Origin of the sequence: Methylobacterium sp. WL9, from assembly GCF_008040035.1 — a bacterium.
In the GTDB taxonomy this organism is placed as follows: Bacteria; Pseudomonadota; Alphaproteobacteria; order Rhizobiales; family Beijerinckiaceae; genus Methylobacterium; species Methylobacterium thuringiense.
In genome coordinates this window covers 151,366-178,199 of sequence record NZ_VRVE01000002.1, presented here as the reverse complement: position 1 = coordinate 178,199, position 26,834 = coordinate 151,366, and the positions used below count along the sequence as shown (strand labels likewise).

Sequence of the window (26,834 nt, the reverse complement as noted above, 5' to 3'; positions counted from 1 at the left end):
CCCCAAAAAAGCCCCACCCTCGTGACCCTTCACCCGTGCTTGCCAATCCGGGCGGCCGGGTCCATCCCAACCTCATGCTGAAGACCGCCTTCGTTGCCGCGCGCGACCGTCAGCGCCTGTCGGAAATCGCTTCGGTCCTGATCGGCTTCGGCCTGAACAAGGCCGTGGACCGCCTGGGGCTCCGCAACATCCCGCTGATCCCCCGGCGCACGCCGCGGGTCGACGTGACCCGGCTGTCGCAGCCGGAGCGGTTGCGCCGGGCGATCGAGGCGCTTGGGCCGACCTTCATCAAGTTCGGGCAGATCCTGGCCAGCCGGCCGGACCTGCTCTCGCCGGTCTGGACCGACGAGCTCGAGAAGCTGCACAGCCAGGTCAAGCCGATCCCGTGGGAGATGATCGGGCCGCAGCTCGAGACCGATCTCGGCGCGCCGCCGCAGGAGATCTTTGCCGAGTTCGACATGAACCCGATCGCCTCGGCCTCGATCGCCCAGGTCTACCGGGCGCGGCTGAAGAGTGGCGAGGACGTCGTCGTCAAGGTTCTGAGGCCGGGGCTGAAGAAGATCATCGAGGCGGACCTGCGCCTGATGGGTCACGGCGCGCGCATCGTCGAGACCGAGTGGCCGGAGATGGCCCGCTACCAGCCGCAGGAGCAGATGAAGCACCTCGCCGCCGGCATCAACGGCGAGCTCGACCTGCTCAACGAGGCCCGCAACTGCGAGATGATCGCCGGGATCTTCGAGGGCCGCGATGACATCCTGATCCCGAAGATCCACTGGGAGTGGTGCTCCGAGCGGGTGCTGGTGCAGGAATTCGTGAACGGCGTCTCGCCGAACGACGCCGCGGGCCTGCGCGAGATGGGTGCCGACAAGAAGGCGCTGGCCCAGAAGGGCTGCGACGCCTTCCTGCGCATGGCGCTGATCGAGGGCGTGTTTCACGCCGACCCGCATCCCGGCAACCTGCTGATCCTGCCGGGCAACCGCATCGGCTTCATCGATTTCGGCATCGTCGGCCGGCTCTCGCAGAAGCGGCGGCAGCAGCTGCTGGTGCTGATCGGCGCCATGCTGAAGCAGGACGTCGACGGCCTGATGGCGACGCTGCTCGACTGGACCGGCGCGACCACGCCCGATCTAACGAAGTTGGAGCAGAGCGCGCAGAACTTCGTGCAGGCGCATTCCTCGATCCCGCTCAATCTCGGGCTCGTGCTCACCGACTTCATGACCATGGCCCGCGAGAACGATCTCGCGATGCCGACCGATTTAGCAATTCTTTTTAAAGGTCTCGTCACGGCGGACGGCGTGATGCGCCAGCTCGACCCGAATTTCGACCTGTTCTCCGCCGCCGGCCCGACCGTGCGCGCCTCGATGCGCAGCGTGTTCTCGGCCAAGGCGCTGATGAAGAAGGCCGAGGCGCTGGGCTCCGGCCTCTACGGTGCGGCCTCCGAGCTGCCGACGCTGATCCACCTGCTGCTGGTGCGGCTCAAGCAGGGCCGCGTCACCGTCGAGATCGAGCTGAAGGGCATGGACAAGCTCGTGCGCGGCATCGAGCGCGGCGCGGCGCGGGTCGCCGTGGGCCTCGTCGTCGCCGCCTTCGCGATGCAGCTCGCGCCGCGGCTGATCGATCTCGGCACCCCGGTCTTCGTGCTGATCGCGCTGGCCGTCTCCGTCGTCGGCATCGGCTGGCTGGTGCTGCTTGGGCGTAACCGCTGAGTCTTCGCGGCGGCTCGACTCGCCGAGGTTGCAGCGCACACTGCGATCATGAGTCGAGCCCGCGATGGATAAAATCGTCGCGACCCGATTCATTGCATAGTCAGCTGTTTAACATTTACGAAACCTGCAACCCTCACTTGCGAGGCTGCGGTATCGTGATATGATCTGTCATGCACCGAATCGCGGGATGCCTTTAGGTAGCGCGACGGGGACAGAAACGGACAAGAAGCCGTCGCCCCGCCGAAGCTAGGAGAGCAGATCCCCACCCGCCCGTCGGCGCATGAAGCGCGGCGGCTGCGCGACTCCGTGGGAGGGTCGGCCCGTCGCCTCAGGGGGCTCCGGTGCTTGAGACCATGACGTTTTCCGCGGGGCCGTTCCGCGCCAGCCGAAAGGCCATTCTCGAGGCCGAGAACGCCTACCTGCGCAAGTTGCTCGCCGAGCGGCCGCCCGGCCCCGACGGCATCTACGTGACCGGTGAGCGCCGCCGCGCGGACGAGGCCGGCGCGTCCCGCTCCACCGCCGGCCGGACCGGCGCTGAGGCCGAGGTCGCCCGCTCCGCCGAGGCCGAGGAGGTCAACGCCCAGCTCCGCGCCAGCGAAGAGTTCAACCGGCGGGTCCTGGCATCAACTACGGATTGCATCACCGTCCTCGACGTCGAGGGCCGCCTGATCTCGATGAACGAGGTCGCCGTCCCGGTCTTCGGCGGCACGAGCTTCGCCCATGTCGTGGGCCGGCCCTGGATCGACGTCTGGCAGCTGCCGGAGAGCCGCGACGCGGTGCTCGCCGCCCTCGAACAGGCCCGCGCCGGCCGCAGCTGCCGCTTCCAGGCGGCGCTGGAGACCGGCGCCCCGGCCGAAACCCTGTGGTGGGACATCGTGCTCGCTCCGATGAACGGCGACGACGGCCGCCCCGAGCGCATCCTCGCGGTCTCGCGGGACATCACCGATCTCAAGCAGACCGAAGCCCGGCAGACCGTACTGATGCACGAGATGGCGCACCGGGTGAAGAACACCCTCGCCATGGTGCAGGCCGTGGCGACGCAGACCCTGCGCAACGCGCATTCGCTGGAGGAGGCCGGCGATGCGCTCGGCGCCCGGCTGCAGGCGCTGGCCCATGCCCACGACGTGCTGATGCAGGGCGCCTGGTCGAGCGCCGATCTGCGCGGCCTCGTCGACACCGCCGTGGCCCTGCACAGCGACGGCGAGCCCGGCCGCTTCGTCATCGACGGTCCCGACGTGACGCTCGGGCCGCGCCCCGGCCTGACGCTCGCGCTGATTCTCCACGAGCTCGGCACCAACGCGACCAAGTACGGCGCGCTGTCGAAGCCCGAGGGCCGCGTCGTCATCGGCTGGAACGTCGCGATGGTCGAGGGCGAGGAACGCCTGTCCTTCCGCTGGGAAGAGGTCGGCGGGCCGCAGGTGGCGCCGCCGACCCGCGTCGGCTTCGGCACCCGGCTGATCGAGCGCAGCCTCGTCCACAGCTTCGGCGGCAGCGCCAAGCTGCAATTCCCCGAGGACGGGGTCGTGCTGACCATGCAGGCCCCCGCCGCCAACGTCGTCGTGGTGCCGGCCGCGACCGCCTGACCGGCAAGGGGCGAACCGGGCGAACCGGTTCGCCGTCATCGCGAGCGCGTTTTGCGATGACGGCTTGTCGCGATGACGGCTTGCCGTTCACCCGCGCTACCGCGACAAGGTCCGCTCTTCGAGGCGGAGATTGCACGTGGCCGGCGCGGACGACGACTGGGTATACGACGAGGCCAGCGGCGAGTGGGGTCCGGCCCCAGCCGCGACGGCCCCGGCCGCCGCCGCGCGGAGGGAGGTGCGCGACGCGTCGGGCACCCTGCTGGCCGATGGCGATTCCGTCACCCTGATCAAGGACCTGAAGGTGAAGGGCGCAAACCAGACCCTGAAACAGGGCACCGTCATCAAGACGATCCGCCTCACCGACGACCCCGAAGAGATCGACTGCCGTCACGACGCGATCAAGGGCCTCGTGCTGCGCACGGAATTCGTCCGCAAGCGCTGAACACCCGCAGCCCGCGCGGCAAGGCTCGGCATGGATGATGCATTCTGCGGCACGCTGTGGGCGTGATGCCCGCAGAGTAGGCGCTCGCGGGTGCCCCGCTCATCTTTCGCATGTCTTTCGGCTCGACCGACGCCGCCAGGGAACAACAATGGCTTATCTCGCGCCCTCCGAATTCGTCATCAAAATGGTCGACGCCGGAGAATCCAAAGTCTTCATGTCGACCCGTGACACCTTGATCCGCGCCTACATGGCCGGTGCGATCCTGGCACTCGCCGCGGTGTTCGCCACGACCATCAACCAGCAGACCGGCATCCCGATCGTCGGCGCGGCCCTGTTTCCGGTCGGCTTCTGCATGCTCTACCTGCTCGGCTTCGACCTGCTGACCGGCGTGTTCGTGCTGGCGCCGCTGGCGCTCCTCGACAAGCGCCCCGGCGTCACCCTCGGCGGCGTCCTGCGCAACTGGGGCCTCGTGTTCCTCGGCAACTTCCTCGGCGCGCTCACCGTCGCCGTGATGATGTCGATCGTCTTCACCTACGGATTCTCGAGCCCGCCGGACAAGGTCGCACAGTTCATCGCCGGCATCGGCGAGAAGCGCACCCTCGGCTATGCCGAGCATGGCGCGCAGGGCTGGCTGACGATCTTCGTGCGCGGCATGCTCTGCAACTGGATGGTCTCCACCGGCGTCGTCGGCGCGATGATCTCGACCCACGTCAGCGGCAAGGTGATCGCCATGTGGATGCCGATCATGCTGTTCTTCTTCATGACCTTCGAGCACTCGGTCGTGAACATGTTCCTGTTCCCGGCGGGCCTGATGCTCGGCGCCAACTTCTCGATCTACGACTACTTCGTCTGGAACGAGATCCCGACCGTGCTCGGCAACCTCGTCGGCGGCCTCGCCTTCACCGGCCTGACCCTGTACTCGACCCATGTCCGCACCGGCGCCAAGCGCGGCCCGGCTGCCGTCGCCGCCAGCCCGCGCCGCCTCGCGGCCTAATCGGGACGCCGGTTCTCGATGCCTCGGCCCGCACGGGCCGGGGCCACTCTCGGCGATTGCTCATGCCGCCCGAACTCACCGTCTCCATCGGCCAGCACAGCGCGCGCGGCCGCAAGGCGGCGAACCAGGATTTTCACGGCGCCCTGGTGCCGCGCCAGCCCGATCTCGGCCTCAAGGGCATCGCCGTAGCGCTGGCCGACGGCATCAGTAGCAGCGCGGTCGGCGGGGCCGCCGCCGAGACCGCGGTCAAGACCTTCCTCGACGACTATTACGGGACGCCCGAGACCTGGACGGTCAAGACCTCGGCGCAGCGGGTGATCACCGCCACCAATTCCTGGCTCCACGCCGAAACCCGCCGCGGCCGCCATGCCGACAACCGCGACAAGGGCTACGTCACGACGTTCAGCGCGCTCGTGCTGAAGGCCCGCACCGCCCACCTCTTTCATGTCGGCGATGCCCGGATCTGCCGGGTTTCGGGCGCGTCGCTCGAACGGCTGACCGAGGATCACCGGGTCGTGGTGTCCTCCGAGGAATCCTATCTCGGCCGCGCCCTCGGCGTGAACGCGCATGTCGAGATCGATCATCTCGCCGTCCCGATCGAATGCGGCGACGTGTTCGTGCTCACGACGGACGGCGTGCACGAGCATGTCTCGGCGAAGGCGATCGTTGCGGCAATTGCCGCTTGCGCAGGCAATTTCGAGAATGCCGCCCGAGCCATCGTCGATGCTGCCTACGAAGCAGGCAGTTCGGACAATCTGACTGTCCAGATCGTGGGCATCGACGCGCTGCCGCCCGCCGAGCCGTTCGATATCGTGGGCAGCCTCGATCAGCTCGCTCCGGCGCCGGTGCTCGAACCGCCGACCAGCTTCGACGGCTACGACATCCTGCGCCCGTTGCATGCCAGCGCCCGCAGCCACGTCTATCTCGCCCGGGATGCCGCGACCGGCGCCATGGTCGCGCTCAAGGTGCCCTCGGTCGACCTGCGCGGCGACGCCGACTACCTGCGGCGCTTCATGATGGAGGAGTGGATCGCCCGGCGCATCGACAACCTGCATGTCCTGAAGGCCCACCCGCAGACGCGGCGGCGCAGCCACCTCTACGTCGCCATGGACTACGTCGACGGCCAGACCCTGACGCAGTGGATGGCCGACCATCGCGAGCCCGGTCTCGAGACCGTGCGCAACCTCGTCGGGCAGATCGCCCGGGGCGTGCAGGCCTTCCACCGGCGCGAGATGGTCCACCGGGACCTGCGGCCCGAGAACATCCTGGTCGATGCCGGCGGCACCCTGCGCATCATCGATTTCGGCTCCACCAAGGTCGCCGGCGTCATCGAGGCCGAGCCGCCGGTCGCGGACGAGGCGATGCTCGGCACACTGCAATACACCGCGCCGGAATGCTTCCTGGGCGACCCCGCGACGCCGGGCTCCGACATCTTCTCGGTGGGGGTCGTCGCCTACCAGCTGTTGACCGGCCGGCTGCCCTACGGCGCCAGCGCCGCCCGCGCCTGGACCCGGGCGAGCCAGCGCAAGCTGCGCTACGTCTCCGCCCGCGAGAGCCGGCCGACGCTCCCGGTCTGGGTCGACGGCGCGCTGCGCCGGGCCGTGCATCCCAACCCGGAGAGGCGCTACGCCGTCCTCTCCGAATTCCTGCACGACCTGCGTCACCCGAACCCGGTCCTCGCCGACACGCGAAGCCTGCCGCTGCTGGAGCGCAACCCGCTGATCTTCTGGCAGGGGCTCTCGCTGATCCTGGCCGTCGTGGTGTTCGCCCTGCTGGCCGATCGCGTGTTCTGGCCGCCGCGATGAGCGATCGAAGCCCGTCCGGCCCGGCGAAAACCGCGATCGGAGTCATCACGTTTTGTTGCTCCACACAGTCCCGCTCGGGGCTCTCGCAAAATCAATGCGATAGCGCTGCGCTGGGCGCTGCAGTGCACAAACCGGCGCTTTGGCGTCCTTGACCTCGAAGCGGGCCGCCTTTAGGGCGCAGACAGAAGCAGTATGAGAGCGTCACCGTCGCTGATGACAGACGACCCGTCCGAGCACCCCGTCGTCCTCCTCGTCGAAGACGACGGACTCCTCCTGATGGAGGCCTCCGATACGCTGGCGGAGGCCGGCTTCACCGTTCTCGAAGCGGCCCATGCCGACAAGGCGCTGACGGTTCTCGAAGGCCGCACCGACGTCGGCGTCCTGATGACCGACGTGGACATGCCGCAGGGGTCGATGGACGGCTTCGCCCTCGCCCGGCTGGTCTCCCGGCGCTGGCCCGGGATCCCGGTCCTCGTCGTGTCGGGCATGGGATTCCCCGGCCCGAACGACATGCCCGACGGGGCCCGCTTCATCTCGAAACCCTACCAGCCCTCGGCACTGGTGCGCACCCTGCGCGCGGTCGTCGGGGCAGCCTGAGTGATCCTCACACAACGCCCGTTCGCGACCGGTCTTCGGCCGGCGCGCAACAGGCTGCGGGCGTTGTTTGAGTAGCATTGTGCGACGCACCTCCTTGAGGCGCGCGCCGTTTCGCGACACTGTCCAAAAGATGTCCACCGAAAAACACCGCTTCGCCACGCAGGCCGTTCATGCCGGCGCCTCGCCCGATCCCGCCACGGGAGCGCGGGTGCAGCCGATCTATTTCACCAACGGCTTCGTCTTCGAATCTACCGAGCAGGCCGCCGACATCTTCGCGATGCGTCGGACCGGCTTCTCCTATTCGCGCGGCTCCAACCCGACGGTGGCGGCCCTCGAACGGCGGGTGACCGGGCTCGAAGGCGGCAAGGCCGGCGTCGCGGTCGCGTCCGGCCAGTCGGCCGTGCTGATGGTCATGATGACCCTGATGCGCTCGGGCGATGCCTACGTCTCCTCCAAGCGCCTCTTCGGCGGCTCGCTGGGCCTGATGCGCCGGCTGGAGGGCCGCTACGACCTCAAGCCGCAATTCACCGAGGACTTCACGCCGGAGGCCTTCGAGGCGCAGATCACGCAGGAGACCAAGGCGATCTTCTGCGAGTCGATCGTCAATCCGTGCGCGAGCGTGGTCGACCTCGCCGGCATCGCCGACGTCGCCCGCCGCCACAAGCTGCCCCTCGTCGTCGACAACACCCTGGCCTCGCCCGCCCTCATCCGCCCGATCGAGTACGGCGCCGACATCGTCATCCACTCGACCTCGAAGTTCCTGGGCGGCTCGGGGCTGACCATCGGCGGCATGATCGTCGATGCCGGCAAGTTCGACTGGGCGGCGCAGGGCTCGCGCTACAACCTGATCAACGATCCCTGGCCCGATTACGAGGGCATCGTGCTCTCCGAAAAGTTTCCCGAGACCTGCTTCGCCTCGGCCTGCAAGCTGTTCGGCCTGCGCGACCTCGGCCCCGGCCTCTCGCCGATGAACGCCTTCCTCACGCTGACCGGCATCGAGACCCTGCCGCTGCGCATGGAGCGCCACTGCTCGAACGCGAAAATCGTCGCGGCCTTCCTGAAGGACCACCCGGCGGTCGCCTGGGTGAGCTATCCGGCCCTGCCCGGCCAGGAGGGCGAGGCCATGGCCGCGCGCTACGTGCCGCAGGGCCCGGGCTCGATCTTCACCTTCGCCCTCAAGGGCGGCGAGGCGGCGGCCCGCACGGTGATCGAGAGCCTCGAGCTCATCTCGCACCTCACCAATATCGGCGAGATCAAATCCCTCGCGATCCACCCGTCGAGCACGACGCACCGCCAGCTGCAGAGCCACGAGAAGGCTGCCGCCATGGTCGGTCCGGAGGCCGTGCGGTTGTCTGTCGGGCTGGAGAACGTCGAGGATCTGATCGCGGATCTGGAGCAGGCGCTGGCGCGGGTTTCGTAGGCCGCCGACCTCTCCCCGCTCTGCAGGGGAGGGTCGGCGCGCAGCGATGGGGTAAGGGACACATGCGGAAGCGGCGTACGGTCGGCGTTGTACTGGGCCTCCTGATCCTCGCAGGCTCCGCCGTCGTCGCCTCCGACTACCTCCAGCTCTTCCGCACCGAGCCGCCCCTCGCCCCCGAGGCCGAGCGCGCAGACCTCGTCCGTGTCGAGAAGGGCGCACGCCGCCTCACCCTCCTGCGCGACGGCCGGGTGCTCGCGAGCTATCCGGTCGCCCTCGGCTTCACGCCGGTGGGCCACAAGCAGCGCGAGGGCGACGGGCGCACGCCCGAGGGGCGCTACCGCGTGGAATACAGGAACCCGGCGAGCGTCGCCCACCTGTCGCTCAAGGTCTCCTACCCGGAGCAGGCTGACCGGGACGCGGCGGCGGCACGGGGCGAGGAGCCCGGCGGCGACATCATGATCCACGGCATCATGAACGGGCTCGGCTGGACCGGGAGCCTGCACCGCCTGATGGACTGGACCAGCGGCTGCGTCGGCGTGAGCAACGCCGAGATGGAGGCGATCTACGCCCGCGTCGACGTCGACACGCCGATCGAGATCAGGCCGTGACCTGACGGGATCGGCGCCTACCTTCAGGGCACGCACGACAGCCCGAAGACCAGGAGCCCCCCCATGCGCGCCTACGAAATGTCCTCCGCCGACGGCCTCGACAGCTGGCGGCTGGCCGAGCGTACGCAGCCGGAGCCGGGTCACGGTCAGGTGCTGGTGCGGATGCACGCCGCCTCGCTCAACTACCGCGACCTGCTCATCGCCAACGGCCAGTACCCGTTCGCGGTGAACCTCGACCGGCTGATCCCCGTCTCGGACGGGGCCGGCGAGGTCGTCGCCGTCGGTCCGGGTGTGCGGCGCTTCGCGGGCGGCGAGCGCGTCGCCGGCATCTTCTCGCAGTCCTGGCTCGGCGGGGCGCAGGTCGCGGACATGTGGCAGACGGCGCTCGGCGGCGCCGTCGACGGCGTGCTCGCCGAGTTCCAGGTGTTTTCGGAGGAGGGCCTGGTCGCGCTGCCGGACCACCTCTCGTTCGAGGAAGGCGCGACCCTCCCCTGCGCCGCCGTCACCGCCTGGAACGCGCTCTACGGCGCGAAGCCGTTGAAGGCCGGCGAGACCGTTCTGACGCTCGGCACCGGCGGCGTCTCGATTTTCGCGATTCAATTGGCCCACGCGGCCGGCGCACGGGTGATCGCCACCTCGTCAAGCGACGCGAAGTTGGAGAAGGCCAAGGGCCTCGGCGCGGACGAGACCATCAACTACCGTGAGCATCCCGACTGGGAGAAGGAGGTCCGCCGCCTCACCGGCGGCGTCGGCGTCGACCACGTCGTCGAGATCGGCGGCACCGGCACGTTGCCCCGGTCGATCGCCTCCACCCGGCCGGGCGGCCATGTCGGCCTGATCGGTCTCCTCGCCCAGGGCGAGCCGATCGACCCGTTGGCCATCCTCGGCGGAAGCTGCCTCGTGCGTGGCGTCGCCGTGGGCTCGCGCGAGATGTTCGAGGACATGAACCGCGTGATCGCGCTCCACGCCATCAAGCCGGTGATCGACCGGACGTTCGGGTTCGACGCGGCGAAGCAGGCGCTGGCGGCCCTCGGCGAGGGCGCGCATGTGGGGAAGATCGTGGTGGCGATCGCGTAGCGCGCGAGTCAGCCGATGAGCCAGCATAACGCCGACTCGCGGGGCAGCCCGCCCAGTTCGGTTGGCGACCCACGAAGCGCAAGCGCGTTCACGCCATGGGACCGCCCGGAAGGGCAACGCGTTGACGACCCGGCGCGGCAGACCCAGCCGCCGGAGGATTCCTGTCAATGACGACCCTGTTCATCGCGAAGGTCCGCGGGCCGAACGGCGAGAAGCCGCTGATCACGGTGAGGGCTGCGGCCGAGGGCGAAGCGCGGCTGTTTCTCGAGGCGGCTTATCCCGAGGACACGATCGAGGACGTCGTCGAGCCGGGAGACTGGGTCAGCGACGCGGATACCGGCACGAAAGCCGGCGACGTGCGTGAGCATCCCGGCGTGTCGTGGCAGGCCCCGACGGGCAGTTCGGGCTGACAGCCGTGCCGTGCCTGCCGGAGGACGTGCGCGCACTCGCGCTGTTGCTTCCCGAGACGGTCGAGGGGGCCCACCAGGGGCATCCCGATTTCCGGGTCGGGGGCCGGGTCTACGCGACGCTCTGGACGGAGGAGGAGCGCCTCGTCGTGCGGCTGACACGCGAGACCCAAGCCACATTGGTCGAGACCGAGCCCGATTCTTTCGAGACGGTCCCGGGCAATTGGGGCAGTCGCGGCTGGACGAGCCTCGCCCTGTACGCGGCCGAGGAGGATGTCTTGCGCCGGGCGCTCCTCAGCGCCTGGAGCACCACCGCGCCGCCGGGGCTGGTCGCCCGATACGACGGGCTCGTCCTCGATCCGTAGAGGCGCATCTCGCGGCCGGCGTCATTGCCCCTTCGACAGTCGATCACCGACCTGTCCGTAGCCGAGCCGGGTGGCCGCCTGGTTCACCCGCCCGAAGCGCAGCACCGATTCTTCCAGGTAGTCGATCGCACCGACGAGATGCTGCCGTGCCGTCGCGACGTCGTCCCCGTCGCTTTCCGCAAGGATTACGGACGCGATGAGGACCCGATCGCGTTCGTCCTCGATCCGCCGATCCCGTTCGACATTGGGGCGTACGTCCGAATCGAAGGCCTCGATCACCTTCCAGGGTAAGTCGTCGGCTTTCGTCGCGCCGGGAAAGGCTTCCGCCAGCCGACGTCCCTTGGCCGCCGCAGCGCGAACCCGTTCAGCCAGCGTCACGTGCCGCTTCCTCGCATGGTACAGAGCGCTCACGTCTTATCGCGTCGGCCGCACCCTGACGATGCGGCGGACTCGGCCGGTCGCTCACGCCGGATCGATCGGATCGCGCCTCGCCCGCCGCGTCAGCGCCCGCAAGGCCCCGCGAAACGTGCGCACGTCCTGCTCGGTCAGCGCCATGCGGTGGAGCCGGTCGCGCATGTTGCGGATGATGCCGAGACGCTTTTCGGGAGGGTAGAACCCGGCCCGGCCGAGCGCCGTCTCCAGGCTCTCGAACAGCGAGAGCACGGCCTCGCGGCTCGCGGGCGGGGCCGTCATCGCACCGTCGAAGGGCTGGCGGGCGAGGCCGGCGGCGCGGCGCCACTCGTAGGCGACGAGCAGCACTGCCTGGGCGAGGTTGAGCGAGGAGAACTCGTCCGAGACCGGAAAGGTGACGATGGCATCCGCCAGCGAAACCTCGTCGTTCGACAGCCCCGTGCGCTCGCGCCCGAACAGGATCCCGACCCGCTGTCCGGTGTCCTGCCGCGCGGCGACGTCGGCCATGGCCGCGTCGGGGGCGTAGGCGCGCTTCATCTGGCCGCGCTCGCGGGCGGTAGTCGCCACCACGTATTGCAGGTCGGCGATGGCCTCGCCGAGCGTCGCGTGGATCGTGACGCCGTCGAGGACATGGACGGCGCCCGACGCCGCCTCGCGCACGCCCTTCTTCGGCCAACCGCCCTTGGGCGCGACGAGACGCAGCTCGGCCAGCCCGAAATTCGCCATGGCGCGGGCGGTCATGCCGATGTTCTCGGCGAGTTGCGGCTCGACCAGGATGATGACGGGGGCGGCACCGGACATGCCGGGCCTCTCGCACGGACCGGGGGAATGCGCCATGCCCGACGCGGGCTCGACCGAAACGGGCTTCTGGAAAACCTTGGGCTCGCGCCTGGAGGGCGCACCGCTCGACGCGATCAAGCTCGTCGCGGCCGTGTTGATGATCGGCGACCATGTCGACACGATCCTGCTCGACGGCCACGCGGTTCCGCTCTGGCGGCTCGGACGGATCGCGTTCCCGCTGTTCTGCCTCGCCGCCGCGCTGCATCTCGCCCGCGGCCATGATCCCGGCCGCTACGTGCTGACGCTGCTCCTCATCGCCGTGCCGACCCAACCGATCTACGCCACGGCCTTTCCCTACGGGACGACGGAGGCGAGCATTCTGGTCACCCTCGCCGCCGGCACGGCTTTCGCGGTGTGGCTCGCGAAGGCCGGCGCGTGGCGGCATGCGGTGCTGGCGGCGGGGCTCGCCTGCGTGCTGCTGCTGCCGAGCCTCGCCAAGACCGGCGTGGATTTCGGCCTCGCGGGCGTGCTGGTGCCGGGGGCATTCCTCCTGGCGCTGACCGGGCGAGCGGGCGGCGTGGCCTGGCTCGTCGCCGTCATCTTCGCGCTGAACGTCCATGGCTGGCATCCGCGCGGCGAAGCACCGTTGCCGTCGGCGATGTTCGATGCGGCGACGATTCTTGTTGGCGTTGCCGCGATTGTTTTGTTCGCGATGGGGCTGCAGGGGCGGCCGCGGTTCCTGCCGCGCTACGCGCTGCACGCGTTCTATCCGGGGCACCTGCTGGCGTTGGTAGGACTACGCGCGGCCGGATTCGCCATCGGTTCCTAGAAAACGCCGCCAGCAAAGCCGGCGGCGCAACTCTCGAAAGAAAAATCAGATCTTACCGTCGAGACCCATCTGATAATATTTGTGGGTGATCTTGTCCTGGTTCTCCAGCAGCCAATCGATCGAGGGCTCGTTGGTCATGGCCTTGCGGATCGCCTCGCACATGCCCTTGCGCTGGATCTCGAACAGCGACTTGTGGTCGACGGTCTCGGCCTCGATCACGCCGGGGCTGAGCCAGACCGAGCAGATGATGCCGAGGTCGTTGGCCTTGTGCTTGGGGATGTAGCCGGCGCGGACCGCGTCGAGGACGCCGTTGGCGATGGCGAACTGCACCGTGCCCATCAGGATCGAGGTGTACTTGCTCTCTGTCACGCTGACCTTGGAGACGCAGAGCGTCACCGGGCGGACCATGATGTCGGTGTTCAGCAGCGCGAACACGCGCGAATGGCCGACGACCTGATCGCCGGTCAGGGTGGCGAGCGCGGTGCCGACCGGCCCGTCGAGCTCGCCGATGATGACCTCGGGCTCGGCCGCCGTGTTCGGCGCGCCGCCCGCGACGAGGGCCTCGCCGGCGCGCAGGATGATACGGTCGCTCATGATGTCTCCTTGGAAATGGGAATGGCCTGAACCTGTTGCGCTGATGCACGAAATCCAGGGCCAGGGCCATGCGGGTGGCGCGGACGGGGTCCGTCCGGTAAGGCCTCGCGGCCATGACCCGACAGTCGCGACACGAGCATGACGGCCTGCGCTACACGGTGGCGCTGGTCGAGATCTGGGGCGGGATCAACGGTCTCTGGGGGTTCCTCCGGGATCTCGGCCAGACCGGATTCGCCGTGCCCCTGACGCTGCTGCCCGGCGTGCTGATCATCGGGCTCGTTCTCGCGGCGAGCGTCGTCGCGGGCGTCGCCCTCTGGTTCGACCGGCGTTGGGGCTACGCGCTGTCGCTGCCGGTGCAGCTGGCGCAACTGGTCTGGTTCACGGGCGCGTCGCTCACCTTCCGCATCGCCTCCAGCGGCTGGATACTGGCCGACCTGTTCGTCCGCAGCCGGGCCGACGGCAGCCTCGTCTTCGGCTGGCAGCTCGATCCGGTGCATAGCGGCGGCTATGCGCTCTCGCTGGCGCCGCGGGAGGAGATCACCGTCGCACTCAACTGCGTGGCGCTGGCGATCCTGGTCTGGCTGGGCCTGCGCCTGCGCACCCGGCCGCCGGGACTGCAGCGTGGCTGAGGCTGAGAGCCGTACCCGACCCGACTGCATCGGGCCGGCGTCTCTCAGCGATTGTCGTAACGCGCTTTCTTTCGACCAACCGGCAACCACTTGGTCGGAAAGCGCTCTAGCGGCCGGCGGCGGCGCGGAGCATCCCGCGGATCGCAGGATCGGCCCGCCAGGCCGCGACGCGCGCGCAGGTGAGCGCTTCGTCCGGAACCGTCCGGTAGCGGGCGAAGCTCGCTTCGACGAAGGCGCGCAGGGTCATGGTCCGCGCCGGGCCGCTTCGCGGCGTCTCGACCTTGAAGAACAGGGTGTTGCCCGGCACGCCGTAATGGCGGGCAATGTCCGGATAGACCGGCCAGGTCCCGCCGGCGATCAGGGTGTCCGCGAGATAGCTGTCGAGATCGCAGGGCACGTAGGGAATTCCGGCCTTGTCGAGCAGGCCGCGGGCGAGGTCGGCGGCGACGTACATCTTCGGATGGTTGTCCGAATGCATGAAGCAGCCGCGGCGGCTCCAGCGGATCAGGTCGGCATCGAAATCGTATCCGGCCTGCGCCCCGAGGACGCGCAGGCCTTCGGCCGAGGCGTTCCACTGATCGTAGTAGCCGAGCTCGCCGTAGATGCGCCCGTCGTAGAGCCCGAGGGTTCCGTCGAGGCCGACGCCTTCGAGATGACCGAACAGGGCGAGGGCGGAATGGGCGTGCCCCATCGGGCTCAGGAGCCCGCCATAGGCCGGCCGCCGCTCGTCCATGCCGACGCGAACCTGATCGGGGTGAAAGGCGGCGAACACCACGCTCGGGATCAGCACGGCCCGCGTCTCGGCCAGCAGCCCCAGCAGGTCGCCGCCATCCCGGAACGGCGGCAGATAGTGGTTCGTGAACACGAAGTCGTGGCGGCGCGCTTCGGCGAGGAGGTCCGCCAAGCGCGGAAACCGCCGGTTCAGCGTGAAGGCGGACAGGCCGGTCACGGCGGCGTCCGGCAGCAGCAGCGACATCGCCTGGGCCACCGCCGACCCCTGGCAGGTGCCGATCACCAGGATTCGGGGTGTCCGGCCGAGGCCGGCTCGGCGCGCCCGCCGCTCCGAGCCGCGCGACAGGAGGCTGCGCCGGACATCGGACAGAACGTCCATCATCAGCATCGGGCGCTTCTGGCATGACGCCCGCCGCCCGGCAATTACCGCGGGCCGCCTGTCGAGCGAGCGGCGTGGGAGGGCATGGAGCGCCAGCGCGCGGCCCGGATCGCCGGTCCGTGCGCGCATCCGGTGCCACGATCGCTTTGTGCCTTTGGTGCACCGCGTTATAGCGGGTTCCGACCTGACCCGCGGCGCGCGCCGGAGGGGATCCGGTCATTGTTCTTTCGCGCTTCCCCGGGCCGGCCCGGCATCGATTTCGGCGGGAAGCGCTCCAGCGGGGAAGCGATATGGCGAAGATCAAGGTGGCGAATCCGGTCGTCGAACTCGACGGCGACGAGATGACCCGGATCATCTGGGCGGAGATCAAGAACAAGCTCATCCACCCCTACCTCGATCTCGACCTCGACTATTACGACCTCGGCATCGAGCACCGCGACGCCACCGACGACCAGGTCACGGTCGATGCGGCCGAGGCGATCAAGCGCCACGGCGTCGGCGTGAAATGCGCCACCATCACCCCCGACGAGCAGCGCGTCGAAGAGTTCAAGCTCAAGGAGATGTGGAAGTCGCCGAACGGCACGGTCCGCAACATCCTCGGCGGCGTGATCTTCCGCGAGCCGATCATCTGCAAGAACGTGCCGCGCCTCGTGCCCGGCTGGACCCAGCCGATCGTGATCGGCCGCCACGCCTATGGCGACCAGTACCGCTGCACGAACTTCAAGGTTCCGGGCAAGGGCCGCCTGACCATCAAGTTCGAGGGCGACGACGGCACGGTGATCGAGCAGGAGGTGTTCAAGTTCCCGGCGCCGGGCGTCGCGCTCGCGATGTACAACCTCGACGACTCGATCCGCGACTTCGCCCGCGCCTCGCTGAACTACGGCCTCGCCCGCAAGTACCCGGTCTACCTCTCCACGAAGAACACGATCCTCAAGGCCTATGACGGGCGCTTCAAGGACCTGTTCGAGCAGGTCTACCAGGAGGAGTTCAAGTCGCGCTTCGTCTCGCTCGGCATCACCTACGAGCACCGCCTGATCGACGACATGGTCGCCTCGGCGCTGAAATGGTCGGGCGGCTACGTCTGGGCCTGCAAGAACTACGACGGCGACGTGCAGTCCGACACGGTGGCGCAGGGCTTCGGCTCCCTCGGCCTAATGACCTCGGTGCTGCTGACGCCGGACGGCCAGACCGTCGAGGCCGAGGCCGCGCACGGCACGGTGACGCGCCACTACCGCGAGCATCAGAAGGGCAAGGAAACCTCGACGAACTCCATCGCCTCGATCTTCGCCTGGACCCGCGGCCTCGCCCACCGGGCCAAGCTCGACGGCAATGCCGAGCTGGCGAGCTTCGCGACGAAGCTCGAGACTGTCTGCGTCGACACGGTCGAGTCCGGCTTCATGACCAAGGACCTCGCCCTCCTCGTCGGCCCGGACCAGAAATGGCTCTCCACCACCGGCTTCCTCGACAAGGTCGACGCCAACCTCAAGACCGCCATGGGCGTCTGAAGATCCAGGCGGGCGTTATCATGTATTCAATCGATGACGCCCACACTGGTCCCGGCCGGTGACCGCAGAGCCTGTCCGGCTCGACCGGGCCGTTCCTTTGCGTCGGCCCGGCTCGACTTCAGATGGCCTTGAACAACCGTAGCGATTTTTGTGTCAATCTTGCCCGCAACGGTGGCGGCCGGCGGCGACAACGGTTAACCTGAGGCGATCCCATCGCGTTTCGCGGGGGCAAAACCCAGGCTCCGGCGCATGGCGAGCGCGACACGGCGCTTCGACATCGAAGCGATCACCGACAAGATCTACGAGGCCTCGGTCGTCCCCGAATCGTGGACCTCCGTGCTCGATTCGATGACCGACATCGCCGGCGGCGTCGGCACGATCCTGCTCGCCGCCGACACCACCGATTTCCGCTTCATCAGCACGCAGGGGCTGAGCGGCTTCGTCGAGAGCTTCGTCGAGCAGGGCTGGCCGGAGCGGAACACCCGCACACCGGCCGTGCTCAAGGCGCGCCATGCCGGTTTCATCGTCGAGAAGGACGTCTACTCGCCCAAGGAGATCGAAAACGACCCCCTCATCAACCAGTTCCTGCGCCCGCAGGGACTGGGTTGGGCCACGGCCACCGCCTTCCCGATGAGCACGGGCGACACCCTGGTGTTCAGCGTGGAGCGCGCCTACCGCAACGGCCCGGTGCCGGAGGCATCGGTGGAGCTGCTCGACAGCGTGCGCCCGCATCTCGGCCGGGCCGCGCTGATCTCGGGCCGGCTCCGCCTCGAACGCGCCCGCGCCGCCGTCGAGACCTTGGCGCTGCTCGGCCTGCCGGCCGGCATCGTCTCTCGGGATTTCCGGCTCCAGGCCGCCAACGCCCTCCTCGAAGGGCTGATGCCGCGCGTGGTGCGCGACGGCAGCGCGCGGGTGGCCTTCGCCGACGGCGATGCCGACGACCTGCTGGCCACCGCGCTCAACGCCACCCGCCGCCAGGTGCCGCGCTCGATCCCGATCCCGAAGCGCGATTCCGACCCCGCCTTGGTCGCCCATCTCGTGCCGGTCCGCGGCATCGCCCGCGACCTGTTCACCGGCAGCGCCTTCATCCTGGTGCTGACGCCGGTGGAGAAGCAGGCGCAGGGGCCGGATGCGGACCTGCTCCAGGGCCTGTTCGACCTGACCGCCGCGGAGGCGCGGGTCGCCCGCGCCATCGTCGCCGGGGAGACCGTCGAGACGCTGGCCGTGCGCCAGCGCATCAGCGAGAGCACGGTGCGCACCCAGCTCAAGTCGATCTACGCCAAGACCGGCATGAAGGGGCAGATCGACCTCGTCCGCCTCGGTTCCGGCCTCAGCCTCGTGCGATCCGACGAGGCCTGAGGGGCGCGGACTACCCGACCCTCAGCCTGCCTTCGATTCCGCGTTTCTCTTCCGCGTGGCCGCCGCCTTCCTGGCCGAGGCCGAGCGCTCCTCCGCCGTGCGCGAGGACGAGGCCGCGCCACCCTTGCGGCCGCCCTTGTGCGCGGCCGGGTGGCCGGTCGACTTGCCGCGCCCCGAGCCGCCGGGATGCTTGCCGCCGCCGTCGTCCTTGTTGACGGTCGCCCAGGCGCGGGCCTCGGCCTCGGCCTCCGGCACCCCACGCTTCTCGTAGGATTCGGTGATCGCCTCGGCCTTGCGGACCTGCTTGTCCGTGTATTTCGACTTGTCTCCGCGGGGCATGGCCATCTCCGGCTCAGCCGCCCGTGGCGGCGTCGAGCGTGTTCCTCACCCGCCGCACGAGATCGGCGCGGCGATAGGGCTTGTTCAAGATCTCGAACTCCGATCCCCCCACGTCAGTTCGCTCCAAGCTGGCTTCGGCGTAGCCGGTGGTGAGCAGGACCTTGAGGTCGGGCCGCCGCCGCCGCGCCTCGCGGGCGAGCATCACGCCGTTCATGCCACCGGGCATGATCAGGTCGGAGAACAGCAGCGCGACGTCGGAGCACGTCTCCAGCACCTGCAGGGCTTCGCGGCCGTCGGCGGCGGTGAGGGTCGTGTAGCCGTAATCGCGCAGGATCGTCCTGGCGAGGTTCGCCACGTCCTCGCGGTCGTCGACGATCAGCACCGTCTCGGTGCCGGCCGGCTCGGCCTCCGGCGGGACGGGCACAGCCTTCGGGACCTCGTCCGCGCTCGCCGGGAAGGACAACCGCACCGTCGTCCCCTCGCCTACCACCGACGAGACCTGAGCGGTGCCCCCCGACTGCTTGGCGAAGCCGTAGACCATGGAGAGGCCGAGCCCGGTGCCCTTGCCCTCCTCCTTGGTGGTGAAGAACGGGTCCATCACCCGCGCCAGCAGCTCCGGCGGGATGCCGCTGCCGGTGTCGGTGACGGCGACGCTGACGAAGCGGCCGCCGGGGAGGCCGCTCGTGGCGGTCGCCTCCTGCGGCGTCAGATTCTCTGTGGCGATGACGAGCCGGCCGCCCTTCGGCATGGCGTCGCGGGCGTTGATCAGGACGTTGAGCAGCGCGACCTCGGCCTGGGCCGGATCGATCCGGCAGGTCCAGAGATCGGGAGCGAGCCGGGTCTCGATGGCGACCTGCTCGCCCAGCGTCCGCCCCGCGAGTTCCCCCATGCTCTCGACGAGCTGGTTCAGGTCGACCGGCCGCCCCTCCAGCCGCTGCTTGCGGGCGAAGGACAACAGCTGCTGCGTCAGCGTCGCCGCCCGCTCGGCGGCAGTGCGGATGCTGTCGGTGGCGCGGCCGAGGCGCGCCCGGTCCGCCCCGGGGTCGTCGAGCCCGGCGGCAACGATGTCGACATAGCCGAGGATGACCTGCAGCAGGTTGTTGAAGTCGTGCGCGATACCGCCGGTGAGCTGGCCGAGCGCCTCCATCTTCTGCGCCTGACCGAGCGCATCCTCGGCATCGCGGCGCCGGGAGACGTTGAGTTGCGAGGCGAAGAAGTACACCGCCTCGCCGGAGGCATCGAAGACCGGCGAGATGAACAGCGCGTTCCAGAAGGCCGAGCCGTCCTTGCGGTAGTTCAGGATCTCGACGGCGACCTCCCGGCGCGCCTCGATCGCGCGGGCGATCTTGGCGGCGGCCTCGGGATCGGTCGCCGGCCCCTGCAGGAAGCGGCAATTGCGGCCGACGACCTCGTCATGGACGTAGCCGGTCATCGTCAGGAAGGCGCTGTTGGCGTAGACGATCGGCGTATCGGGCAACCGCGGGTCGGCGATGACCATGGGCATCCGCGTCATCTCGACGGCGGCGAAGAAGACGTTGCCCTCGGGCCGCTGGATATCCAGGCCGGCGCGCTCCACGATCACGGGGCGCGCGAAACTCGCCGGCTTCTCGGGAGACGCGTCCATAGGCTCTTCCATCCCCTCCGGAGAGAGCGCGCCGTTCCTCAGCCCCGCCGGCGCAACCGACAAATAAGTAGTCGGAACATGAAGTCGTGTCGATCGATGGTTCGATGCGATGAACGGACCGGGCACGGCTTTGTCGTCCGGCACAGTTACCCAGGTCGAAGCATCGGCTTTTCCAAAACACCAACGACCACTTTTGCGGCCGGTGCTCCAAGCAAGGCAATCCCGAGGCATACACGCGACGTCGCGAGCCGCCCCGGGATTACTTCGCTGCGCGCAATGCCGGCGACTACGCTTCCCCGTCGAGCCCGAAGCTCACGCTCTCGACATGCGCCCGCTCGAAGGCCTGCATGACGTGCTGGTAGGAGCGCTCCATCTCGGAGTTGTCGGGACCCGACGTCTCCTCGGGTTTGAGCACGAACATCAGCATCGAGCGGCCGGTGACGGTGTAGCTGTCGCCGATGCCGAAGCTCGCCAGCTCCTGGCTGTCGGGCAGGTTGGTGTCGAGGATACGCGTCCAGGCGACGCCGCCCTTCAGCTCGGGCAGCGTGAAGTCGACCACGTCGTGATAGGAATTGTAGAACAGCAGCAGCGTGGCGTCCCCGCCGCGGCGATGGATGCCCGAGGCCTGGGCCCGGCCGTCGAGGAGCACCGCGAGAGAGCGCGAATTGCCGTCGTTCCAGTTCTCCGGCGCCATTTCGGTGCCGGCGGGCGTCAGCCAGGTGACGTCCTTGACCCCGAATTCCTCGTCGAAGGCGCCCGTGACGAAGCGGCCGCGCGAGAGCATCGGCAGGGCGTTGCGCAGCAGGATCAGGCGCTGCGTGAACTCGGCGAGATCGCGCTCGTCGGCACCGATCGCCTCCCAGTCCATCCAGGAAACCTCGTTGTCCTGGCAATAGGCGTTGTTGTTGCCCTTCTGCGAGCGGGCGAACTCGTCGCCGGCGAGCAGCATCGGCGTGCCCTTGGAGAGAAACAGCGTCGCCAGCATGTTGCGCATCTGGCGAAGCCGCACGGCCTTGATCTCGGGATCGTCGGTCGGGCCTTCGACGCCGAAATTGTAGGACAGGTTGTGGCCGTGCCCGTCGCGGTTGCCCTCGCCGTTCGCCTCGTTGTGCTTCTCGTTGTATGAAACCGTGTCGGCCAGCGTGAAGCCGTCATGGGCCGAAATGAAGTTGACCGAGGCCCAGGGACGGCGGCCGCGCTTGTTGAACTTGTCGGCCGAGCCGGTGATGCGGGACGCGAGCGACGGCAGCAGGCCCGCATCGCCCTTCCAGTAGCCACGGACATCATCGCGAAAACGGTCGTTCCACTCGGCCCAGCCGGGCGGGAAGCCGCCGACCTGATAGCCGCCGGGGCCGCAATCCCAAGGTTCGGCGATGAGCTTCACGGAGTTCAGCACCGGGTCCTGACGGCAGGTGTCCAAGAAGCCGCCGCCTTCGTCGAAGCCGTACGGTTCCCGGCCGAGAATGGTGGCGAGGTCGAAGCGGAAGCCGTCGACCCGCATTTCCGTCGCCCAGTAGCGCAAGCTATCCGTGACGAGCTGCAGCACGCGCGGATGCGACAGGTTGAAGGTGTTACCGGTGCCGGTGTCGTTGATGTAGTAGCGCGGCTCCTTCGGCATCAGCCGATAGTACGAGGAATTGTCGATGCCCTTGAAGGAGAGCGTCGGACCCTTCTCGTTACCTTCCGCGGTGTGGTTGTAGACCACGTCGAGGATCACCTCGAGGCCGGCGCCGTGCATGCGCGCGACCATCTCCTTGAACTCGGAGAAGGCGAAGTCCGGCACCGCCGCGTAGCGCCGGGCGGGGGTGAAGAACGAGATCGTGTTGTAGCCCCAATAGTTCGTGAGGCCCTTCTCCTGCAGGTAGTCGTCCTGCACGAAGGCATGGACGGGCAGCAGCTCGACCGAGGTGACGCCGAGGCTCTTGATGTAGTCGAGCACGGCGGGGGTGCCGAGGCCGGCATAGGTGCCGCGAAGTTTTTCCGGCACGGCCGGGTGCTGCTTGGTGAAACCCTTGACGTGGGTCTCGTAGAAGATCGTCTTCTCCCACGGCACGTTCGGCTTCACGTCGCGGCCCCAGGTGAAGGCCGGATCGATCACCTGACAACGGCGGGTGTAGGGTCCGCTGTCGCGATCGTCGAAGGTCAGGTCGTCGCCGGTCTCCATCTGGTAGCCGAACAGGGCCGGATTCCAGGTGATCGAGCCGACGAGCCCCTTGGCGTAGGGATCGATCAGCAGCTTGTTGTGGTTGAAGCGGTGGCCGGCCTTCGGCTCGTAGGGGCCGTGCACGCGGTAGCCGTAGATCGTGCCGGGGCGGGCGTCGGGCAGGTATCCGTGCCAGACCTCGTCCGTGTACTCGGGCAGGTCGATCCGCTCGATCTCCTTCTCGCCGGCATCGTCGAACAGGCAGAGTTCGACCTTGGTGGCATGGGCCGAGAAGACGGCGAAGTTGACGCCGAGGCCGTCCCAGGTCGCGCCGCGCGGGTGGGGCGAGCCCTCCCGGATGCGCGAGCGCGTGACGCGCGGCTTCGCGGGTCCATCGGTCTGGGTGCTCTTGGCGTCGGCCATGGTGTCTCCGCTGGCGGCCGCAACACGCGGGCGGCCGAATTCGAGGTGGGAACGCTCACGTTGCGGTGAAGCTCCGCCGCAACGCGAAAATATGCTGCGGCCGACAGGGTTGACGGGCAGAATTCCGCTGCAGCGCAGCAAGCCACCGCGCCCGCACGTCTTTTCCGCTCAGCCATGTGGCCGCCATGCCTAAGCGTTCATTCATTTCGCGCCGCTATGGTCCCGCCGAGTTGCGTTCGGCGAGCCGGAGTTGGTCGTGGTGGCGGTTGTTGCGTTGGGGAGCGCGCTGGGGCGTCTGTGCGGAGAGCTGGCGGCGGCCATCGCCTGCCATCTGACGCGATCGGACCACGAGGTCGGACCGGGCGCCGAAGGCGCGACTTACTACCATGAATCCATGCCAGCCTTCGAGGAGGCGACGCGGGTCCTGAAAGGCTTCGGTCTCGCAGCCCCCGTCCCCCGCGCCGACAAGCCGGATGAGGACTGGTACTGCCGCCACGCCCTGACCATGGATGCCGAAGCCATGCCGGGCGCGCTGGCTTCCGCCGGGATCGACGGCGACGCGGCGCTGCAGGCCGTGCTGGGCTCGTTCCTCACCCTGGGCTGCGGCCATGACCGCCTGTCGTCCGAGCGCACCCCCTTCACGCCGCCGGCCGCCTACGAAGCTGCGATGCGCGCGCTGGTCCGCGCCGGCTACGCCCAGAGCGTCGGCAGCGCCTTCCGCTGGACGGACAAGATCGGTCCCGCCATGCGCGGGATCGAGGCCTGGGACGAGAACGGCCAGTCGCTCGCGACCCTCCGCGAGCAGGACCGGCTGGCGCAGGCCGATGCGGCCTGGCGCTCGATGCCGGAGACGATCCGGCGGGCGCATTTCGCCAAGCGTCCGGTGCCCCTCGTGCCCGTGGTCGAGGCGCTCACCATGAGCTGGCGCGACGGCGCCTGGCATCCGGTGACCCGCGACGCGCCGGCCGCACCCGCCGGACAGATCGCCCTGGCGCGGCGGTTGATCGATTTGGCGCAGGGCCACGCTTGAGCGCCTCCTACGAAACTTGCCCTGCACGGTCGTGGCCAGGGCGAGCATTCCCGATGGCCCGGAGCTTCGCGAGAGACACCAAGCCCGGTTCCACCGGAGCCGTATCGGCGCGATAAGGGGGCAACTTCCAGCAGGATCGCGCCATGACCGATGACCCCTCCGACACCGCCGCGAGCCTGCGCGCTCTGGCGGAGAAGCATGGGGTCAGCCCGGAGGCGGTACGGCACATGCTGCAGGCGCTCGAGTCCGGCGGCGGCCGCATGGCGCAGTTCGATCATCCCGAATTCGGCGGCATGGGCCAGTGGTTCTCCGGCGGCATGGTCATGGTCGGCCGCATGAACGACCACGGCCTGAAGGCCCGCGTGACCGCGCTCTGCGACGACCTCTCGGCCGCCCTGCCGGAGCTGGCGCCGCGCCGGTCGCAGAGCTTCTCCACGAGCCAGTCGTCGAGCGGGTCTTCGGGCAACTGTTGGCCCGAGGGCCTCGGGCGGGCCTCGAGCGTCGGGTCGCAGAATTCGACCCGTTACGCCTGGTTTCCCGACAGCCGCCGGCTCGCCGTCGAGACCGACGGACGGGTCGCGCTCTACGACACCGGCGACCACGTCATCACCGGCGCCTCGCAGCAGCAATCGGGCACGTCGCGTGTCCGCTTCAGCGGCCCGCACGGGGTGATCTCGCTCGACGACCTGACGCCGGTCGGCCAGACGCAGGCACAGAGCGAGCCGAAGCCGAACGAGCCTGCGCGCACGGCGCCGTCATACTCCCCTCCCCCGGCTCCCGAACCACGCCCGGCCTACGCTCCGAGCCGTGACGACGCGCCGAGCCAGGCCAGCCCGCCCGAACGTCCCCGGCCCGCTTCCGCACCGACATCGGCCAGCCCGCAGACCGACGTGATCTCGACCCTGGAGCGGCTGGCCGAGCTGCACCGCAAAGGCATCCTCACCGACGAGGAGTTCTCGGGGAAGAAGGCGGAGTTGCTGGCGCGGCTCTGACGGTTCGCCGCATGACCCCGCAGCGCGACCTCGTCGACATTCAAAGGATCTACCACGAGCCCGCCGTCGCGGAGTTTGCCCGGGGGCGGGAGATCTTCGCGCGCTTTCCGGATGTGGAGCGCATTGCCGTGCCCTCGCACTGGAACATCCCTTCCCTCCACGGCAACGCGGGCGCGATCGAGGATTGGCTGCGCATCAAGCGCACCACGCTCGTCGTCGGCGTGAAGAAGGGGCTCGCCCTGCGGCCCAACGGGCGCAGCGCCCATTTCATCGCGCCCTCGACCTCGAACGGCTGCGCCATGGCCTGCGCCTATTGCTACGTGCCGCGCCGCAAGGGTTTCGCGAACCCGATCTCGCTGTTCGTCAACACCGAGGCCATCGGTGAAGCCATCCGCCGCCACGCCGAGAAACAGGGGCCGCTGACCGAGCCCGATCAGGTCGATTCGGCGCTATGGGTCTACGATCTCGGCGAGAACGGCGATCTCTCGGTGGACGCCATGCTCTGCGACAATGTCCGCGACCTCGTCGCGCTGTTTCGCACCATCCCGAACGCAAAAGGTTCGTTCGCGACGAAGGCGGTGAACCGCGACCTGCTCGCCTACGAGCCGCAGGGCAAGACGCGGATCCGGTTCTCGCTGATGCCGGCGCGGATCGCCAAGGTCGTGGACGTGCGCACCAGCCCGATCGCCGAGCGCATCGCCGCGATCGATGACTTTCTGCGTGCGGGCTACGAGGTCCACGTGAACTTCTCGCCGGTGATCCTCTACGAGGGCTGGGAGGCGGATTGGCGCGCGCTGTTCGACGAGATCGACGGCACCATCTCCGACGCGGCCAAGGCGCAACTCAAATGCGAGATCATCCTGCTGACCCACAATGCGGGCCTGCACGCGGTCAACCTCGGCTGGCATCCGCGGGCGGAAGACCTCCTCTGGCGGCCCGACATCCAGGAGGCCAAGCGCTCCGAGGGCGGCGGCGAGAACCTGCGCTACCGTACCGGCTGGAAGGGGAAATGGCTCGCCCGCTTCAAGGCGCTGCTGGCGGAACGGATGCCGTATTGCACGGTGCGCTACGCCTTCTGATTCTTTTCCGGAGTTTTCGATGAGCGATCACGAGACGTTCCTGCGCGAAGCCATCGCGCTCGCCCGCGACAACATACCGGCGGGTGGTACCGCCTACGGCTCCGTGATCGTGCGAAACGGCCGAGTGATCGCGCGGGCGGCGAACCAGGTCCACGCGACCAACGATCCGACGGCCCATGCCGAAGCCCTGGCGCTGCGCGAGGCCGGCCGCGTGCTCGGGCGGCCGGTGCTCGACGACTGCATCGTCTACGCCAGCGGCCGGCCCTGCCCGATGTGCCACGCCGCGATGCGGCTCGCCGGCATCCGCGAGGCCTATTTCGCCTTCACGGCGGAGGAAGCCGAAGCCCACGGCGCGGGCAGCGCGACGATCTACGCGGAGCTGTGCCTGCCGCCGGCCGAGCAACCGATGCAGGTGCGCCATCTGCCGCCCGTGGGCGAGACGGCGCCCTATGCGGACTGGGCCGCGCGCCGGGATCGGAGCTGAAGACCGCGCTCAGTGCGTCCAGGGCGCCGTGCGGTTGAACTTGAAATTGTCGGAGTAGGACAAGCCCTTGCGCACGGTCTGGGGCCGCGGGGTCTCGACCCGATAGGCGATGCCCTCGCGCTTGGCGTAGGCGATGGCCTCCTCAGCCGTGTCGAATTCCAGACGCACCTGCTGCAGCATGTCCGACGACGAGGTCCAGCCCATCAGCGGGTCGGCCTCGCGGGCGCTGGTCCGGTCGAATTCGAGCAGCCACTGCTTGGTGCGGGCCATCCCCGACTGCGAGGCATCCTTCGAAGGGCGGAAGATGCGGGCGCTCGACATCGGACGGAGGCTCTCCGGAAAAAATGGTCGGGGCGATAGGATTCGAACCTACGACCCTCTGGTCCCAAACCAGATGCGCTACCAGGCTGCGCTACACCCCGACACGCTCGCGCGCTGAGACGGACGTACGATTTTGCCTCCGCTGGGGCAAGCAGCGGCAGACGCGAACGTCCCATG

At 68.6% G+C, this 26,834-nt stretch carries 27 protein-coding genes and 1 tRNA gene; 19 read left to right on the top strand and 9 right to left on the bottom strand.

Annotation, left to right across the window (positions count from 1 at the left end):
- Positions 1–74: 74 nt before the first annotated feature.
- The 11 genes from FV217_RS01840 (at position 75) to FV217_RS01790 (ending at position 11,004) form a co-directional block, all read left to right on the top strand.
- Positions 75–1,706, top strand: coding sequence for an AarF/UbiB family protein (locus tag FV217_RS01840; protein WP_147813732.1), 1,632 nt, complete (start codon positions 75–77; stop codon positions 1,704–1,706).
- Positions 1,707–2,059: 353 nt separating this feature from the next.
- Positions 2,060–3,289, top strand: a complete 1,230-nt coding sequence (locus tag FV217_RS01835) for an HWE histidine kinase domain-containing protein (RefSeq protein WP_147813708.1) — start codon at positions 2,060–2,062, stop codon at positions 3,287–3,289.
- A 136-nt stretch (positions 3,290–3,425) separates the two neighbouring features.
- The gene (locus FV217_RS01830) at positions 3,426–3,731 is read left to right on the top strand and encodes an alkylphosphonate utilization protein (RefSeq protein ID WP_147813706.1); all 306 of its coding nucleotides are present in this window, start codon (positions 3,426–3,428) and stop codon (positions 3,729–3,731) included.
- A gap of 148 nt (positions 3,732–3,879) precedes the next feature.
- Positions 3,880–4,725, top strand: coding sequence for a formate/nitrite transporter family protein (locus FV217_RS01825; protein WP_147813704.1), 846 nt, complete (start codon positions 3,880–3,882; stop codon positions 4,723–4,725).
- 62 nt (positions 4,726–4,787) lie between these two features.
- Positions 4,788–6,530: a bifunctional protein-serine/threonine kinase/phosphatase gene (locus FV217_RS01820; RefSeq protein ID WP_147813702.1), complete on the top strand. Its 1,743-nt coding sequence runs from the start codon at positions 4,788–4,790 to the stop codon at positions 6,528–6,530.
- Between the two features lie 213 nt (positions 6,531–6,743).
- A complete protein-coding gene (locus FV217_RS01815; RefSeq protein ID WP_147813730.1) occupies positions 6,744–7,127 on the top strand; it encodes a response regulator in 384 nt (127 codons plus the stop codon).
- A gap of 130 nt (positions 7,128–7,257) precedes the next feature.
- Complete coding sequence (locus FV217_RS01810; RefSeq protein ID WP_147813700.1) at positions 7,258–8,547, top strand: aminotransferase class I/II-fold pyridoxal phosphate-dependent enzyme; 1,290 nt, start codon at positions 7,258–7,260, stop codon at positions 8,545–8,547.
- 62 nt (positions 8,548–8,609) lie between these two features.
- Complete coding sequence (locus FV217_RS01805; protein WP_147813698.1) at positions 8,610–9,155, top strand: L,D-transpeptidase family protein; 546 nt, start codon at positions 8,610–8,612, stop codon at positions 9,153–9,155.
- A 63-nt stretch (positions 9,156–9,218) separates the two neighbouring features.
- Entirely contained in the window at positions 9,219–10,232 is a 1,014-nt protein-coding gene (locus FV217_RS01800; protein WP_147813696.1) for an NAD(P)-dependent alcohol dehydrogenase, read from the top strand.
- Between the two features lie 167 nt (positions 10,233–10,399).
- On the top strand, positions 10,400–10,642 hold the full coding sequence (locus FV217_RS01795; RefSeq protein WP_147813694.1) for a hypothetical protein: 243 nt from the start codon (positions 10,400–10,402) through the stop codon (positions 10,640–10,642).
- Between the two features lie 5 nt (positions 10,643–10,647).
- Complete coding sequence (locus FV217_RS01790) at positions 10,648–11,004, top strand: MmcQ/YjbR family DNA-binding protein (RefSeq protein ID WP_147813728.1); 357 nt, start codon at positions 10,648–10,650, stop codon at positions 11,002–11,004.
- 21 nt (positions 11,005–11,025) lie between these two features.
- Here the strand turns inward: FV217_RS01790 and FV217_RS01785 are convergent, their stop codons facing one another.
- A complete protein-coding gene (locus FV217_RS01785; protein WP_147813692.1) occupies positions 11,026–11,382 on the bottom strand; it encodes a hypothetical protein in 357 nt (118 codons plus the stop codon).
- An 84-nt stretch (positions 11,383–11,466) separates the two neighbouring features.
- Positions 11,467–12,216, bottom strand: a complete 750-nt coding sequence (locus FV217_RS01780; RefSeq protein ID WP_147813689.1) for an RNA methyltransferase — start codon at positions 12,214–12,216, stop codon at positions 11,467–11,469.
- A 34-nt stretch (positions 12,217–12,250) separates the two neighbouring features.
- Between FV217_RS01780 and FV217_RS01775 the strand changes: the two genes are divergently transcribed.
- Entirely contained in the window at positions 12,251–13,024 is a 774-nt protein-coding gene (locus tag FV217_RS01775) for a TraX family protein (RefSeq protein ID WP_187272396.1), read from the top strand.
- Between the two features lie 45 nt (positions 13,025–13,069).
- Here FV217_RS01775 and FV217_RS01770 read toward each other — a convergent pair whose 3' ends face one another.
- A complete protein-coding gene (locus FV217_RS01770) occupies positions 13,070–13,618 on the bottom strand; it encodes a formaldehyde-activating enzyme (RefSeq protein WP_147077143.1) in 549 nt (182 codons plus the stop codon).
- Positions 13,619–13,731: 113 nt separating this feature from the next.
- On the opposite strand from FV217_RS01770, the gene FV217_RS01765 reads away from it, so the two are divergent.
- On the top strand, positions 13,732–14,247 hold the full coding sequence (locus FV217_RS01765; protein WP_147813684.1) for a hypothetical protein: 516 nt from the start codon (positions 13,732–13,734) through the stop codon (positions 14,245–14,247).
- A gap of 106 nt (positions 14,248–14,353) precedes the next feature.
- On the opposite strand, the gene FV217_RS01760 is transcribed toward FV217_RS01765, so the two are convergent.
- Positions 14,354–15,487 carry a WcbI family polysaccharide biosynthesis putative acetyltransferase gene (locus FV217_RS01760; RefSeq protein WP_147813682.1) on the bottom strand — a complete coding sequence of 378 codons (1,134 nt, stop codon included), beginning with the start codon at positions 15,485–15,487 and terminating at the stop codon, positions 14,354–14,356.
- Between the two features lie 161 nt (positions 15,488–15,648).
- Between FV217_RS01760 and FV217_RS01755 the strand changes: the two genes are divergently transcribed.
- Positions 15,649–16,863: an NADP-dependent isocitrate dehydrogenase gene (locus FV217_RS01755; RefSeq protein ID WP_147813680.1), complete on the top strand. Its 1,215-nt coding sequence runs from the start codon at positions 15,649–15,651 to the stop codon at positions 16,861–16,863.
- A gap of 249 nt (positions 16,864–17,112) precedes the next feature.
- Positions 17,113–18,222, top strand: coding sequence for a helix-turn-helix transcriptional regulator (locus tag FV217_RS01750; protein WP_147813678.1), 1,110 nt, complete (start codon positions 17,113–17,115; stop codon positions 18,220–18,222).
- A gap of 21 nt (positions 18,223–18,243) precedes the next feature.
- Here the strand turns inward: FV217_RS01750 and FV217_RS01745 are convergent, their stop codons facing one another.
- From FV217_RS01745 to glgX, 3 genes are all read right to left on the bottom strand, one after another.
- Positions 18,244–18,561 (bottom strand): plasmid stabilization protein, encoded by a 318-nt coding sequence (locus FV217_RS01745; RefSeq protein ID WP_147813676.1) that lies wholly within the window; start codon positions 18,559–18,561, stop codon positions 18,244–18,246.
- A 13-nt stretch (positions 18,562–18,574) separates the two neighbouring features.
- Positions 18,575–20,185, bottom strand: a complete 1,611-nt coding sequence (locus FV217_RS01740; protein WP_147813673.1) for a histidine kinase famiy protein — start codon at positions 20,183–20,185, stop codon at positions 18,575–18,577.
- 286 nt (positions 20,186–20,471) lie between these two features.
- Complete coding sequence (gene glgX / locus FV217_RS01735) at positions 20,472–22,751, bottom strand: glycogen debranching protein GlgX (protein ID WP_147813671.1); 2,280 nt, start codon at positions 22,749–22,751, stop codon at positions 20,472–20,474.
- A gap of 394 nt (positions 22,752–23,145) precedes the next feature.
- Here glgX and FV217_RS01730 point away from each other — a divergent pair, with 394 nt between their 5' ends.
- The 4 genes from FV217_RS01730 (at position 23,146) to FV217_RS01715 (ending at position 26,336) form a co-directional block, all read left to right on the top strand.
- Positions 23,146–23,781 (top strand): hypothetical protein, encoded by a 636-nt coding sequence (locus FV217_RS01730; RefSeq protein WP_147813669.1) that lies wholly within the window; start codon positions 23,146–23,148, stop codon positions 23,779–23,781.
- Between the two features lie 143 nt (positions 23,782–23,924).
- Complete coding sequence (locus FV217_RS01725; protein ID WP_147813667.1) at positions 23,925–24,773, top strand: SHOCT domain-containing protein; 849 nt, start codon at positions 23,925–23,927, stop codon at positions 24,771–24,773.
- 11 nt (positions 24,774–24,784) lie between these two features.
- Positions 24,785–25,852 (top strand): spore photoproduct lyase family protein, encoded by a 1,068-nt coding sequence (locus FV217_RS01720; RefSeq protein ID WP_147813665.1) that lies wholly within the window; start codon positions 24,785–24,787, stop codon positions 25,850–25,852.
- A 19-nt stretch (positions 25,853–25,871) separates the two neighbouring features.
- Positions 25,872–26,336 carry a nucleoside deaminase gene (locus tag FV217_RS01715; RefSeq protein ID WP_147813663.1) on the top strand — a complete coding sequence of 155 codons (465 nt, stop codon included), beginning with the start codon at positions 25,872–25,874 and terminating at the stop codon, positions 26,334–26,336.
- A 9-nt stretch (positions 26,337–26,345) separates the two neighbouring features.
- Here the strand turns inward: FV217_RS01715 and FV217_RS01710 are convergent, their stop codons facing one another.
- Both FV217_RS01710 and FV217_RS01705 read right to left on the bottom strand, forming a co-directional pair.
- On the bottom strand, positions 26,346–26,657 hold the full coding sequence (locus FV217_RS01710; protein ID WP_147813661.1) for an ETC complex I subunit: 312 nt from the start codon (positions 26,655–26,657) through the stop codon (positions 26,346–26,348).
- A 24-nt stretch (positions 26,658–26,681) separates the two neighbouring features.
- Positions 26,682–26,758, bottom strand: a tRNA-Pro gene (locus FV217_RS01705).
- Positions 26,759–26,834 lie beyond the last annotated feature (76 nt).